This is a genomic window from Novipirellula herctigrandis, assembly GCA_007859835.1.
In the GTDB taxonomy this organism is placed as follows: domain Bacteria; phylum Planctomycetota; class Planctomycetia; order Pirellulales; family Pirellulaceae; genus Novipirellula_A; species Novipirellula_A herctigrandis.
Genome location: SJPJ01000001.1, coordinates 3,968,950 through 3,981,751, shown reverse-complemented (window position 1 = coordinate 3,981,751; position 12,802 = coordinate 3,968,950). Strand labels below are relative to the sequence as shown.

Annotated in this window: 13 protein-coding genes; 9 read left to right on the top strand and 4 right to left on the bottom strand. The window is 53.7% G+C overall.

The genetic code is table 11. The annotated features are described in order from the left end of the window. Positions 1-87 precede the first annotated feature (87 nt). From CA13_RS35210 to CA13_RS14770, 4 genes are all read left to right on the top strand, one after another. On the top strand, positions 88-213 hold the full coding sequence (locus CA13_RS35210) for a hypothetical protein (protein ID WP_419194373.1): 126 nt from the start codon (positions 88-90) through the stop codon (positions 211-213). A 27-nt stretch (positions 214-240) separates the two neighbouring features. After that, positions 241-564, top strand: a complete 324-nt coding sequence (locus CA13_RS14780; protein ID WP_146397867.1) for a calmodulin-binding protein — start codon at positions 241-243, stop codon at positions 562-564. Between the two features lie 148 nt (positions 565-712). Next, the gene (locus CA13_RS14775; protein WP_146397866.1) at positions 713-2,143 is read left to right on the top strand and encodes an AAA-type ATPase lid domain-containing protein; all 1,431 of its coding nucleotides are present in this window, start codon (positions 713-715) and stop codon (positions 2,141-2,143) included. Beyond that, positions 2,140-2,601 carry a hypothetical protein gene (locus CA13_RS14770; RefSeq protein WP_146397865.1) on the top strand — a complete coding sequence of 154 codons (462 nt, stop codon included), beginning with the start codon at positions 2,140-2,142 and terminating at the stop codon, positions 2,599-2,601. Before CA13_RS14775 ends, CA13_RS14770 begins: the two co-directional genes overlap by 4 nt. Here the strand turns inward: CA13_RS14770 and CA13_RS14765 are convergent. Together CA13_RS14765 and metK are read right to left on the bottom strand one after the other, a co-directional pair. Beyond that, positions 2,561-3,382 (bottom strand): metallophosphoesterase family protein, encoded by an 822-nt coding sequence (locus CA13_RS14765; RefSeq protein WP_146397864.1) that lies wholly within the window; start codon positions 3,380-3,382, stop codon positions 2,561-2,563. The two genes, CA13_RS14770 and CA13_RS14765, sit on opposite strands and share 41 nt — an antisense overlap. 223 nt (positions 3,383-3,605) lie before the next feature. Continuing rightward, entirely contained in the window at positions 3,606-4,787 is a 1,182-nt protein-coding gene (gene metK / locus CA13_RS14760) for a methionine adenosyltransferase (protein WP_146397863.1), read from the bottom strand. A gap of 254 nt (positions 4,788-5,041) precedes the next feature. On the opposite strand from metK, the gene CA13_RS14755 reads away from it, so the two are divergent. Then, a complete protein-coding gene (locus tag CA13_RS14755) occupies positions 5,042-6,097 on the top strand; it encodes a vWA domain-containing protein (protein WP_419194372.1) in 1,056 nt (351 codons plus the stop codon). Then, positions 6,094-7,002: a hypothetical protein gene (locus CA13_RS14750; protein ID WP_146397862.1), complete on the top strand. Its 909-nt coding sequence runs from the start codon at positions 6,094-6,096 to the stop codon at positions 7,000-7,002. The genes CA13_RS14755 and CA13_RS14750 overlap by 4 nt, the downstream gene beginning before the upstream one ends. Before the next feature lie 40 nt (positions 7,003-7,042). On the opposite strand, the gene CA13_RS14745 is transcribed toward CA13_RS14750, so the two are convergent. Then, positions 7,043-7,381 (bottom strand): histidine triad nucleotide-binding protein, encoded by a 339-nt coding sequence (locus tag CA13_RS14745; protein ID WP_146397861.1) that lies wholly within the window; start codon positions 7,379-7,381, stop codon positions 7,043-7,045. 11 nt (positions 7,382-7,392) lie between these two features. Next, complete coding sequence (prfB, locus tag CA13_RS14740; protein WP_146397859.1) at positions 7,393-8,496, bottom strand: peptide chain release factor 2; 1,104 nt, start codon at positions 8,494-8,496, stop codon at positions 7,393-7,395. An 86-nt stretch (positions 8,497-8,582) separates the two neighbouring features. Between prfB and mnmA the strand changes: the two genes are divergently transcribed. The 3 genes from mnmA to CA13_RS14725 all read left to right on the top strand — a co-directional run bounded on the left by mnmA (position 8,583) and on the right by CA13_RS14725 (position 12,752). Then, entirely contained in the window at positions 8,583-9,740 is a 1,158-nt protein-coding gene (gene mnmA / locus CA13_RS14735) for a tRNA 2-thiouridine(34) synthase MnmA (protein WP_146397856.1), read from the top strand. 3 nt (positions 9,741-9,743) lie between these two features. Next, positions 9,744-11,657 (top strand): RecQ family ATP-dependent DNA helicase, encoded by a 1,914-nt coding sequence (locus CA13_RS14730; protein WP_146397854.1) that lies wholly within the window; start codon positions 9,744-9,746, stop codon positions 11,655-11,657. Positions 11,658-11,735: 78 nt separating this feature from the next. Then, positions 11,736-12,752 (top strand): hypothetical protein, encoded by a 1,017-nt coding sequence (locus CA13_RS14725; RefSeq protein WP_146397852.1) that lies wholly within the window; start codon positions 11,736-11,738, stop codon positions 12,750-12,752. The last annotated feature ends 50 nt before the right edge of the window (positions 12,753-12,802 follow it).

Genomic DNA, 12,802 nt, shown 5'->3' with positions numbered 1-12,802 from the left:
CATCATAGGTGGCAAAGGTGGTTTGTGAGAAGTCACTTCTTTGCCCCACTTGCCGGATGGACTGAATTTTCACTCACAATTCGTGTCATGAACGACTCAACCGATGGTGCTGAATGTGCCGATAGTCCTGGTACGTTCCTTTACGACCAACGCTGCGGGCGTGCGAATCGGCGCTGGCCAATGGCCTTTTCCGCAGCACCAGAAAACCCGTGACTGAAACCCCGAGTGGGAGAATACCGGATGATCCGCCATTTACTAATTGCTGCTGTGGTTTCTTGCAGTTGCCTCGCCCTTGCAGAATCCGCGTCTGCTGAGCAACGTGCCTACGGCCAGAACTGGGGCGGCCAAGCCAGCACCCGCGACTGGAATCGCTTTTACCACTATCCCTACGTATACTATCCACAAAACTTTTATAGCCAGCAGTATTTTCAGAGCAGCGATAGCATGTACAACCGCTATCCCCCAGAAATGCAGATTCCGGTCTATAACAAGAAGTGGCACAACTACTATCCAAGTAGCCGTCGTTTCCACCAAGGCCACCATTTCATCTTGGACGTCTTTTAGGGGCTGGCGGAAGTCTCTTTGGTTGCCGCCACTGCATGCGTAGCCGACACTGTTTGCACCGCAGGCACTGTTTGCGTGGCAGGCACTGTTTGCGTGACAGGCACTGTTTGGCAACCAAAACGATCACGACTTCCGATTGACACGCTCCATGACCGCTGGAACGAAAATCCGAAATTTGATGCGTCTGTTTGATGCATCCGACGCACCCGTTTGGGCGATTGGTCCCGACGGGAAACTCGTTTATTTGTCGGCTGCCACGGCGGTATGGCTCGGCATCGATGTGGAAACGCTGCTCGACCGTCGCGCGGTCGCCGGCAGTCCCGTCTCGGATGATCCAATGGATCAACTTGCCGCAACGCTCTCGGCTCCGCCTGGGTTATTGGCACGAGGAACCGCATCGCTGCGAGTGCAACCTCATTTGCCCTCGAAATCAGGTTCACCAGCGGTCCATCGAATCGAGTCGTTGGATGTTCGCTTTGTTCGCATCGGGCAAAACGAATCGACCATTGTGTTTGCGATCGGTGGTGACTTCGACGATCGCACCACCAACGAAGACCTCACCGACGCTGCGTTGATTCGGCAACAGCTTGATACTTGGCGAAAACGACACTCGTCGATAGCAACGATCGCCACCGTCGGCACTTCGCTAGCCTCACGTCGCACTCGATCAAGATTGCAAGTTGCTGCATCGGTGCGTTCCCATCTTGGATTTTTTGGGCCAACGGGGTCTGCTTCTGAATCAATCGCTCGCCACATTCACCATGCCAATGCTGACCGCGAGCCGCTCGTGATGGTCGACGGGCCGTTGATGGACCCCGAGTTGCTCGATGCGTCGATTGTCTCGGCGATCAATCAATTGACTGATTCACCCGACGCATTGGCGACGGTGATCGTCCGCGAATTGGATGACATGCCGATCGACGCCCAGCGTCATTTGGTGCATTTGGTTGATCTGTTCGACGACCGTTTTCGTGTGATTGGATTGTGTTGCGATAAACCAACGATCCTCAACGAGGCTCTTATTGAAGAGCGTGAACTACCGCACAAACTTTCGATTGAAACAGACGCAGTGCCACGTCAACTTATCTCTGATTTGGTGGAAATGGTCGGCGCGTTGACGATTACGCTTGAGCCATTAGCGTCGCGTGTTAAAGATATTCCGCTGTTAGCCTCCGCGATACTCGATGCCCGTCGAGCGGCCGGTGAGGGGCGTGCGGAACGGATTGGCCGCGCGGCGATGGATTCTTTGGTTGTGTATCCTTGGCCGAGCAACTTTGACGAGCTTGACGCCGCGATTCGACATGCGATTCGAATCGCGCCTGGCGATTCCATTGGGCCCGAGCATCTGCCTCTTGCGATTCGATCTTACCACCCCCATGCGAAGCCCCAGTCAGAAAAGGTCACAACGATCTCGCTCGATAAGAAGCTCGAAGCCTACGAGATGAAGATGATCGAAAGTGCGTTGGAGGCGACTGACGGAAATCGAGCCGCCGCAGCTCGCGCACTAGGAATCACTCGGTCGCGGTTAATCCGTCGCATCGAAGCGGAGCTGAAAAGCAAGGATGAGAAGTCGTCATGAGTGAACGGGCTTCAACTTCGCTCGACATTTCACCCGAAATCGTATCACCTGAGGTGGTCTGGATTGTTTGCGAAGACGGTAGCCGTTGGGTAGAGACGGTTCGATGTTTTTGCCTGGGCGGTGCTACGAATTCGGTTCGGGTATCGGTTCGAATCGCCGATGAGGATGAAGTCCTAGGTTTGGTTAATAGCCTGTTGCGGCGACCTAAACGAACGGTGTTTGTTGTTTGGGAAATGACGCCTAAGACCTTGGCCGTAAAATGCCGGGCGATCACGACGTTAGCGTTGACGGCGCCGCAAATCCTTCAAATCGCTGCAGTGACGGCGATTCCGATGCGATACCGATCGATTTTGTCCGAATTCGGTGCGACGCTACAAATTCGGCAGCCCGAAGAGATGCAGGCAATCGCGCTCAGGCTCAACGAACAAGTGCTGCCCGGTTTGGCTCGACTTCGATGATTGCCTCAATCGCGGGATGTCCGTATTGGGCCGCTCCTGTGTAAACGGTTAAGTTCTCCGCGAGTTTGGCGACGCCATCGTGATGAGTATGGCCACATAGCACCGTCCAATTGCATTCGGGACGAGCGAGGCAGGCATCCATGAGCATTTGGCCAATGCTTCCGCAAACAAAAAACGGTGCCCAGTATTCGTCGGTTGTTCGTCCCTCGTACCAACACGCTTCAGCGAACGGTGGAATGTGAGTGGCGATCAATACTTCCTTCGCATTTTGAGGTACGGAAAGGAGCTTTGTTCGAAGCCGTTCCGCAGAGTCAGCACCTTGTTGTTGCAGCAAACTTTTTCGCTGGTTGGATGTGGCCATGCGAAAATCATCGATTTGCTCAAAGTCGCCAAGCCGAATCGGTGACGCTTCGTAGTTGCCGATCGTCGCATCGCCCCACCCATCTTCGCCGACCAGGTAAACGCCTTCGCTGAGTTGGATGGGGCCAATGTCCGTGAGATAGTGAAGGTGTGTTTGGTCGCGAGTGAGCGACACGGCGCGTTGCCGCGTTTTGCCAATCGAACTCTTGTAGAAGTCGTGGTTACCCAGGACAAAATAGATGGGGATCGTGAACGACGAGGCGAGTCGCCGGAGTTGCACGAACACGTCATCGCCTTCGGAGAGATCCCCCGTAATGATAATGCCATCGGGTGACCGCGAGGCAACGTCGGCGAACCACCGATCAAATTCATCCGCATCGACATGGTCGAAATGCGGATCGGTGGTCCACACAAGTTGCACAGGGATTTCCTTGGTCGTTAAGGCGGCATAAACGCAGCGAGTTGGAGTTCACGCTTTCGAGTGCTTCGACACACTCCAAGAGTGGAGACTCCAACGTCAAACGTGCGTTAAACCTACATCCGTTATTGCTGGAATTGATGTTGTCATGACACGATTCTAGCGACCAACGGGAGCGGGCCAGCGCAATCCGAGCGGCTGCTCGCTTCGCTTGCGTCGCACCGCACTACGCGGTTGCCACGGTGCTGGCCGCTTGGGCCAACGCTTCGGCTTTGTCCGTTTTTTCCCAAGTAAATGCATCGCCTTCGCGACCAAAGTGTCCGCCTGCACTGGTTTGCCGGAAGATCGGACGACGAAGTTGCAAATGCTCGATGATGCCTGATGGTGTCAGTGGGAAATTTTCACGAACGAGTGCACAAAGCTTGTCGTCACCGATTTTGCCCGTTCCTTCGGTGTCAACGTGAACGCTAACAGGCTCGGTTACGCCGATTGCGTACGCTAGTTGAACCTCGCATCGCTCGGCCAAGCCGGATGCAACGATGTTCTTGGCAACATAGCGGGCCATGTATGCGGCACTGCGGTCAACCTTGGTCGAATCCTTGCCGCTAAACGCACCACCACCGTGACGACCCCATCCACCGTAGGTATCCACGATAATCTTGCGTCCCGTCAAACCGCAGTCGCCGTGAGGTCCGCCGACCACAAATCGGCCCGTTGGGTTGATGTGGTACTTGATGTCGCCCTTGTCCAATTCCGCAGGGATCGAAGGCTTAATCACGTTTTCGATAATGAACTCGCGAATGTCTTCGTTCGACACATCGGGGCTGTGTTGAGCGCTGACGACGACCGTATCGATACGAACCGGAGTCGATCCTTCGTATTCCACCGTCACTTGTGACTTGTTGTCGGGACGCAACCAATCGACTTCCTTGGCAAAGCGAGCTTCGGTAATACGGTTGATGATCCGATGCGAAAGCGCGATTGGTAGCGGCATCAGTTCGGGCGTGTCTTTGCAAGCGTAGCCAAACATCAAACCTTGGTCGCCAGCGCCGACGTCTTTGCCCGAAGCACCATCTTCGTTGACGCCTTGTGCGATGTCGGGGCTTTGCGTGTCGAGCGAGACCAAGACGGCACAGGTGTTGCCACAAATTCCCATTTCGTCATCGGTATAGCCGACTTCGTTGATCACTTCACGGATCACGTCGGAGTATTGAACGACGGCCTTGGTCGAAATCTCACCAGCAACAATCGCCATGCCGGTTGTCACCATCGTCTCGCATGCCACGCGGCTGTTGGGGTCTTTCGCAAGCAATGCGTCAAGGATGCCGTCGGAAATACGGTCGGCCAGCTTGTCGGGATGGCCCATGCTGACAGATTCACTAGTAAATAGGTATCGAGCGTTGCTCACGAGGTTTTTCTCCGCAGGGTAAAGCGATTCAGTTATCTTCCAATGTAGCCAAATGTCTTAAATGACGACCAAGTCGGCTCACCGGCATGATTCATGCTGGCGGACTGCACTCAAGTGGCGTGATAGCGTTAGAATAGGAAGGCCCATTAACCTAATTGCCCAAGCCGAATCTGAAAAGTGACGCATTCGGGTGCAAGGCTCAGATCCGAGCGAAAATTCCCGCTTTTCCCCCTTTTTTCAGCCAACTGACCCGCATGCCCGCTTCCCCGATTCAATCGATTCCCCCGTCGTCAGATGCGGTGGAGTTAGAGTTGCCCGAGCGAACCTTGCCGGCGATGTTGCTTTCGGTTGTTTTTCATGTCGTCTTGTTGACCGTGATCGGGCTAATTTGGTACCAAGCCCCATCCGGAACCGGTTCCGAGGTCGACCGTCCGGTGGGGATCGCCATGGTTCATCGCATGCCGAATCGAGACCGTTACGTCGATACAGCGGAACCGATTAAGCCCGAAATGACCAGCGATAGCACTTCGGCGACCTCCTCTGACTCCGCCTCTTCTGCGGCGCCACCCGCGGATTTGTCGCCACCGATTGATTTGGCCGGAATTCTTAGCGAAATGAAACGGGCTCCCTCACCCATTTCCGGCACAGGGTTGGCCGGCAAAACCTCGCTCGATGGCGACGCATTCGATTCCAAACGTCCGCCCGGCACGGAGGGAGATTCGAACAACACCACAACGACCGTTTTCGGCGTGTCGGGAAGCGGTTCTCGGTTCGTTTACGTTTTTGATCGCAGCGACAGCATGAATGGCAACGGTGGCTTGCCACTGCGAGCGGCGAAGCGAGAGATGATCAAGAGTTTGAAATCTCTTTCCGAACGCCAACGTTTTCAGTTGATCTTCTACAACCAACAACCAAGGCCATTTCAAACCGAACATGCTGGGCTTGGGTTGATGGTCGGTGAGGAAGCGATCATCCGTCGAGCGATCCGGTATGTTGAATCCGTCAAGGCGTTCGGCAGCACCGAGCACGAAAGTGCATTGAAAATGGCGTTAAAAATGGGACCTGACGTGATCTTCTTTCTGACCGATGCGAGAATTCCACGATTGTCGGGGTCCCAGCTAGCCGAGATTCGGCGTCGTGCTCAGCAAGTGGGAGCAACGATCCATGCAATCGAATTTGGTACCGACCCGGTCGCACCAAACAACAGTTTTCTGATTGACTTGGCCTCGCAGAATAACGGCCAATATCACTACGTCGATATTCGATCGTTAGGGAAAGCAAGTGAACTCCTCCAGGAGTCGGCGCCATGAAGCCATTTGTCGTCGTCGGTTGCACTGTTTTCGCATTCGCCTCGCATTCATCGGCCGCGCAAGAACAACAGCAAGTTGACAAAATTTGGCTGCAGTCGCAGCGGTCAGCGTCGGTTCAAAACAGTTGGTACCCGCAAGCAATCGAAGTTCTGGAGGGCGAAATTACCGAGTTTGACGCCAAACGGATCACCATTCGGTTCGCCAAAGATGGCAAAGAAAATTCGTTTTCCGCTGCTCGAGTGCTTTGGATTGAACCTGGCAACGTCAGTGAAAAGCAAGCTGCGGCGATGGCTCAATTTGAGCAGCGTGAATTCGACAAAGCGCTGCTTGCTTTGCTTGATTCGCTGAAGGAACGTCCGCCGATATGGCGACAGCAATGGTTGTCGATGATGGCGGCTCAATCAGCATGGCGAAGCGGTCGAAGTGCGATCGCGTTGGAGTTGGTCGGACAACTCGATCGTCGGCCCTTGCCCGCGATGGTTCTAGCGTTGTTGCCGGTGGCATGGAAAAGTCGCCAAGTACCAGCGGAAACGATCAAGTCAGCACTTGCCAGGCTTGAAGATCCATCACCAGCCGTCCGCTTGGTAGCCGCCAGTTGGTTGTTGTCATCGGGAAGTCGAGCGGAAGCGACACAGGCACTCAAAGGACTTAGCCGTGACAATGAACGGCCCGCGATCGCGAGGTTAGCCGAAGCAGTATTGTGGCGAACGATTCCGCCACCGGATGTTGCTTCGCTGATGACTCGGCTCGAAGAAAGAGTCGATGCTTTGCCAATGGTGGTGCAAGTCGGACCGACGGTATCGCTAATCGAACGGCTCGATTCGGCCGGTGAATCGGAGGCTGCGAAACGGTTACAGTTGTCACTCGAAATCACGCCGCCCCATCCGCATCCCGATTTGCCTTAACCGGGTGGCCACTTTGCCTTAACCGGGTGGCCACTTTGCCTTAACCGGGTGGCCACGTCATTTGGCGTCCACCCAAAATGTGGAAATGCAGGTGCGGCACTTCTTGGCCTCCGTCGCTACCACAATTCACGACAACTCGGTATCCAGCGGCCAGCCCTTCGCTGTGGGCCACCTTGGCGGCGACCAAAATACAGTGCCCGACGATTTTTTCATCTTCGTCGGTCAAATCGGCGAGCGAAACAATTTCTCGCTTTGGGATGACCAAAATGTGTGTTGGTGCTTTGGGGGTGATATCGCGAAATGCCAAACATTCATCATCTTCGTAAACAATGTCCGCTGGAATTTCGCGATCGATAATTTTTGTAAAGATCGAAGGCATGGTTAAGTCCTCTACTGTTGTTTCCCCGCTCGTAAACGTAAGAACGCATCCAAAAAACCTTGTAACTCACTTCCGTCCATGACGCTGTTGAAATTGCCAACGTAATGGCCTGTGCGAGCATCTTTGACGCGTTGGTCCGGGTGCAAGAAGTAGTTGCGTATTTGGCTTCCAAACCCGGTTCTTGCCTGCGTCGCATACTTTGACGCTTCTTCGGCTTCCCGTTTCTCTTCTTCAACGCGTGCCATTTTTGCACGCAGCATTTTCCAGGCCGTATCACGGTTTTGGTGTTGGCTCCGTTCGTTTTGGCATTGCACGACCGTATTGGTCGGGACGTGTGTCAAGCGAACTGCGCTGTCGGTCTTGTTGACATGTTGTCCGCCCGCACCACCGGCGCGGTAAGTGTCTTCGCGGACGTCTTTCTTTTCAATGTCAATCTCGATGGAATCATCAATCTCGGGCGAGACGCTGACGGCCGCAAAACTGGTTTGCCGTTTGCCCTCACTGTTGAATGGACTGATTCGTACTAACCGGTGCATCCCTTCTTCGCCCTTCAAATAGCCGTAGGCCATCGGGCCGCGAACGGCGATGGATGCGTGATTGATTCCCGCTTCTTCGTTCTCTTGCCGGTCGAGCAGTTCGATTTTGTAGTCGCTGGCGACCGCCCATGCCGAGTACATTCGTAGCATCATATCGGCCCAATCGTTCGCGTCGGTTCCGCCGTCCCGAGCGTTGATCGTAACGATCGCACCGGCTCCGTCGTTGGTGCCGTTCAACAGTGCTTTGAGCTCTAATTCGTCAAGGATTCCCTCGAGCCGATCGACCTCGGCAGCCACCTCGTCGGCGATCGATTGGTCCTCTTCGGCCATCTCGATTAAGGCGGCCAAATCGTCAACCGAGGTAGACAATTCTTGCATTGGCCCGACAATGACCTTTAGCCCCTTCAACTGAGCGACCGTTTTCTGGGCCGATTCGTTATCGTCCCAGAATGTCGGTTGGCCCATTTGACCTTCGATGGCCTTGATTTCATCCTGTTTGCCAGCGTAGTCAAGAGAGTCTCCGAGTTGGACCAGACGATCGCGGATCTTCTTGCTGCGTTGAACTAGTTCCGCATCCATTCTTTGGTTCGACTCCAGGATATGATCAAGGGTGAAGGGGTAATCGCTTAGTTCATTCATCATATCGACGACGAGAGAAAAAAAACATGGCACGCGTGGTACTGGCAATGAGCGGCGGCGTCGACTCGAGTGTCGCGGCTCACCTCCTGCTCAAAGCGGGCCACGAATGTATCGGCGTGTTTATGCGACATGGCGAGGAATCAGCCCGGGTTTGCACGGTGGACCCCCGCAGCGAAGGTGCCGGCGAGGCAAGAAATCAGAGCTCTTTACCGGTTTTGGGTGGATTGCAGCAAGCTCGGGCCGACCATAAACAGGGGTGTTGCACCGCTTCGGATGCCGCCGATGCCCGGCGAGTCGCCTCGAAAATGGGGATTCCGTTCTATGCACTCGATCTGCAAGAAGACTTCCGCCGGATCGTCGATTATTTCGTCGACGACTACCTTAGCGGCCGAACCCCCAATCCTTGTGTGAAATGCAACCACTGGATCAAGTTTGGTCGTTTGTTTGATTATGCCGATGGTGTGGATGCCGATTTCGTCGCGACCGGTCACTATGCAAGGCTTCTTCACGGCGAGGATGGCCCCCAACTGCATCGCGGACTCGATGGCAACAAAGATCAGTCATACGCCCTGTTCGGAATTGGTGCCGAACGACTGAAACGGATGATGCTACCAGTCGGTGGGTTTGATAAACCAACCATTCGTGAAATCGCTTCAAGTTTGGGCATGGGCGTCGCGGGTAAAAAGGACAGCCAAGAGATTTGCTTTGTCACACAAGGACACCACAGCGACTTTGTGAAAGCACGCCGCCCCGAGATGGTCGGAGCGACGGCGGGCCAGGTCGTGACAGTCGACGGGAAAGTCGTCGGTGATCACCAGGGCTACGAAGCGTTCACCGTCGGGCAACGCAAAGGGTTGGGCGTCGCAATGGGCACCCCTCATTTTGTCATTCGCATTGAAACCGACACCAATCGCGTCGTGATTGGGCCACCCGAATCACTTCTGCGTGATCACTTTGCCGCATCGGAAGCGAATTGGCTCGTCGATCCCCAGTCGATACCCTCTTCGGTGGCAATCCAAATTCGCTACAACGGGTCACCGCTACCGGGCCGAGTCACTTTGGCCGAAGACGACCCAAAGAGATTTAGCGTTCAGTTCGATTCACCACAAAAAGCAGTCGCGCCGGGACAAGCCGCTGTGGTCTACGATGACGAACGAGTGCTCGGCGGCGGATGGATTCAGTGACCAATGGAATATCAAAGACTACTAAAAGACCAATTTGGACTTGATGAGTTCCGCGAGGGCCAAGAAGCGGTTATCACGCGATTGCTCGAGGGCAAAAACGTCGCGGCTGTGTTTCCAACCGGCGGTGGCAAAAGCTTGTGTTACCAATTGCCGAGCCAGATTTTTTCGGGGACGACGGTCGTCGTTTCGCCATTGATCGCGCTGATGAAAGATCAATGCGATGCATTGCAAGAACGAGGCATCGCTGCGGCGCGACTCGATTCCTCGATGCCGCCATCCGAATTTCGGAGTGCAATGAAAGGGATTCGCGACGGCAGTATCAAGTTGATGTACGTTGCACCAGAGCGTTTTTTCAATGAACGCTTCATTGCATCGCTAAGCGAATTGAAGATATCGCTGTTCGCGATCGACGAAGCCCATTGCATCAGCCAGTGGGGGCACAATTTTCGTCCCGACTACTTGAAACTCGCCAAAGTTGCGGAAGGTTTTTCAGCCCAGCGTGTTTTGGCGCTCACCGCAACTGCAACCCCATCGGTTTTGCAGGACATTCAAGCCGCGTTTGCAATTGCGGATGAAGATGCGATTCGTACGACGTTCTTTCGATCCAATTTGCATCTTCGCAGCATCGTGCTTGATCAAAGCAATCAATACGCTCATTTGTTGAAACAACTCCGAACTCGCAAAGCGGGTTCCACGTTAATCTACGTCACCACGCAACGAGCAGCAGAAGAGATCGCGGAACAACTAACCGAAGATGGGATCGTGGCCACCGCATACCATGCGGGATTCGATCCCGATGAGCGAATCAAGATACAAAACGAATTCATTCAAAGCAAATCAGGCATTGTCGTTGCTACGATCGCGTTTGGAATGGGCATCGATAAGTCAAATATTCGCTATGTCTACCATTTTAATCCGCCGAAATCGCTTGAAGCCTACGCTCAAGAAACAGGCCGCGCCGGTCGCGATGGCAAAGATGCAATTTGCGAAATGCTAGTTGTTCCCGAAGACCGAATCGTGCTCGACAATTTTTCCTACGGCGATACGCCCTCACGCCGCAACATTCGGCGAATGATCGAAATTCTCAGCGGCCATAGCGACTCGTTTCATATTTCACATTACCGACTTTCTTCGGAGTCCGATATTCGAATTTTGGTGGTTCGGACACTACTCACCTACATGGAACTTGACGGTTTTTTGCAGGCGACATCGCCACGCTATGAAAGTTACAAAATCCAACCGCAAGTCACGTCGAAGCATATTCTCGGCAAACTTAGCGGCTCATCACGTGAGTTTGCTGCGTCGTTGTTGTCGATGCTAACGAAAGGTCGGACATGGTTTACGCTTAACGTTACCTTGGCGACAAAACGACTCGACACCGATCGAGATCGAATTATCAAGGCAATCGAATACATGGCCGAAAAGGGATGGTTGGAGGTGAAGGTAAGCGATTTGACTCACGGCTATCGGTGGGTCAAACGTCCGCAGTGTGCTGAGTCGCTGGCCGAGGAGTTCGCCAAGCGAATGCTCAAACGCGAAGAAACAGACGTTGGACGTTTGGATCAAGTATTTGAGCTTGCCGAGGCTCATTCATGTTTGGCCGCTCGACTGTCATTACACTTCGGTGAAACAAGCCAAGCATGCGGGAGTTGTAGTTTTTGTCTTGGTAATGGTCCCTTTTCGCTTCCCGAGACAACGCATCGATCGATTGGTCGATCCGCCAAGATCGCGATCGACGAAATGGCTGAAAAGTACCCCGAGCCACTTGCTACTGCCCGCGATCGTGCCCGGTTTCTATGTGGCTTGTCGTCGCCTGCGATGGTTCGAGCACGCATGACACGCGAACCTCACTTCGGCGTTTGTAACCAAATGCCCTTTGCTGATGTGATCAAAGAAGTCGGCGGCGAAGCCGATTGAAGTTATGCATGCCTTGTGCCGTTATACTAACGGGCGATTCGTGAGACAGGTTTTTCCATCATCGCGTAAGCAAACGTCATGGAACCAACGCAAGCAGAACATCGACGCCGCAGTTTCATCAATACCGTATGGATCACGGTCGCGATTTGGGTTGCCTATTGGGTAATGCTGCGTCTGTTGTATTTTGCGATTCAAGGAGTGACCTTCTCGCACACGAGCTTCCTCACGGACTTGCTTGGCGGTTTCGATGCTGCATCGGCGGGGCTCGAATTGGCCATCGCACTGCAAGTCGCCATTTGGTGGCTTTGGCGAGAACCGAATGAGTCTCGGCCATTAACACTGGCTTGTCTCTGCTTTCTATTTGCCATTCCCGTTTTGCTTCAAATTCTTACTTCATCACTACTTGCCCTTTGGGTTGCCCCTAATCCCCATTTTCCCGTCGGTCCTTTGCCCAAGTTAATGTGGGCCATTTGGTTGATTGACTCTGCACTAATCGTCCCATGGTGTCTGGTGACACTCTCGCTCTTTTCGCCGCTTTTGCATTTTCGCTTGATTGACCGACAAGCATCGGATGATGCCTCTGCCAGCCCCAGTGCTTGGACGATCAAGGGTTTGTTGTTGGTGACATTCTTGATCGCTGTTGGCATTGTGTTGCGGCAAGCTTCCAGTCGGATCTTGGAATCTCACTTTTTGAATACCACAGTCAACTTTGAATCCGGCAACGACTTTTTGTTGTTGATCATGAAGCCGATATCGTTGGCGATCATGTTTTTCGTCATGGCGGCTGCGGCATGGTTCACGATGAATGTTCAGGCATCCTGTGCCAAAACGAAACGTCCTCGCAAGATACTCGTTGCCACGATACTCTCGTTAGCCGTCGTCGTAGCGGTCGGTGTCGAATTGGGGCGCCTGGTTTTTACAGGAACAGGGTTAGACGAATATTTTTGGTGGTCCGCCACATTTCGCCCGATGGTCGTTCGGCACCTCTTCGAGCTTGCTACAATCTATGGGGCAAGCCTGTGGTTCTTTCGTCGTTGGCAACAAGCGGGCTTTCGCATCGACGGTTGGTTGATCGGTTGGGGGCAGTTGTCATGACGATAGCCTCGCTATCTGTGGGTTCGCCCCTCCATACACCTGCAGGTTAG

Bases quoted from the DNA above. Each gene is read 5' to 3' on its own strand.
- prfB (WP_146397859.1), bottom strand. From the start codon at position 8,496: ATGGATGCGGAACTAGTTCAACGCAGCAAGAAGATCCGCGATCGTCTG.
- CA13_RS14775 (WP_146397866.1), top strand. From the start codon at position 713: ATGACCGCTGGAACGAAAATCCGAAATTTGATGCGTCTGTTTGATGCA.
- CA13_RS14750 (WP_146397862.1), top strand. From the start codon at position 6,094: ATGAAGCCATTTGTCGTCGTCGGTTGCACTGTTTTCGCATTCGCCTCG.
- CA13_RS14725 (WP_146397852.1), top strand. From the start codon at position 11,736: ATGGAACCAACGCAAGCAGAACATCGACGCCGCAGTTTCATCAATACC.
- CA13_RS35210 (WP_419194373.1), top strand. From the start codon at position 88: ATGAACGACTCAACCGATGGTGCTGAATGTGCCGATAGTCCTGGTACG.
- CA13_RS14730 (WP_146397854.1), top strand. From the start codon at position 9,744: ATGGAATATCAAAGACTACTAAAAGACCAATTTGGACTTGATGAGTTC.
- CA13_RS14770 (WP_146397865.1), top strand. From the start codon at position 2,140: ATGAGTGAACGGGCTTCAACTTCGCTCGACATTTCACCCGAAATCGTA.
- CA13_RS14745 (WP_146397861.1), bottom strand. From the start codon at position 7,381: ATGCCTTCGATCTTTACAAAAATTATCGATCGCGAAATTCCAGCGGAC.
- CA13_RS14755 (WP_419194372.1), top strand. From the start codon at position 5,042: ATGCCCGCTTCCCCGATTCAATCGATTCCCCCGTCGTCAGATGCGGTG.
- CA13_RS14780 (WP_146397867.1), top strand. From the start codon at position 241: ATGATCCGCCATTTACTAATTGCTGCTGTGGTTTCTTGCAGTTGCCTC.
- mnmA (WP_146397856.1), top strand. From the start codon at position 8,583: ATGGCACGCGTGGTACTGGCAATGAGCGGCGGCGTCGACTCGAGTGTC.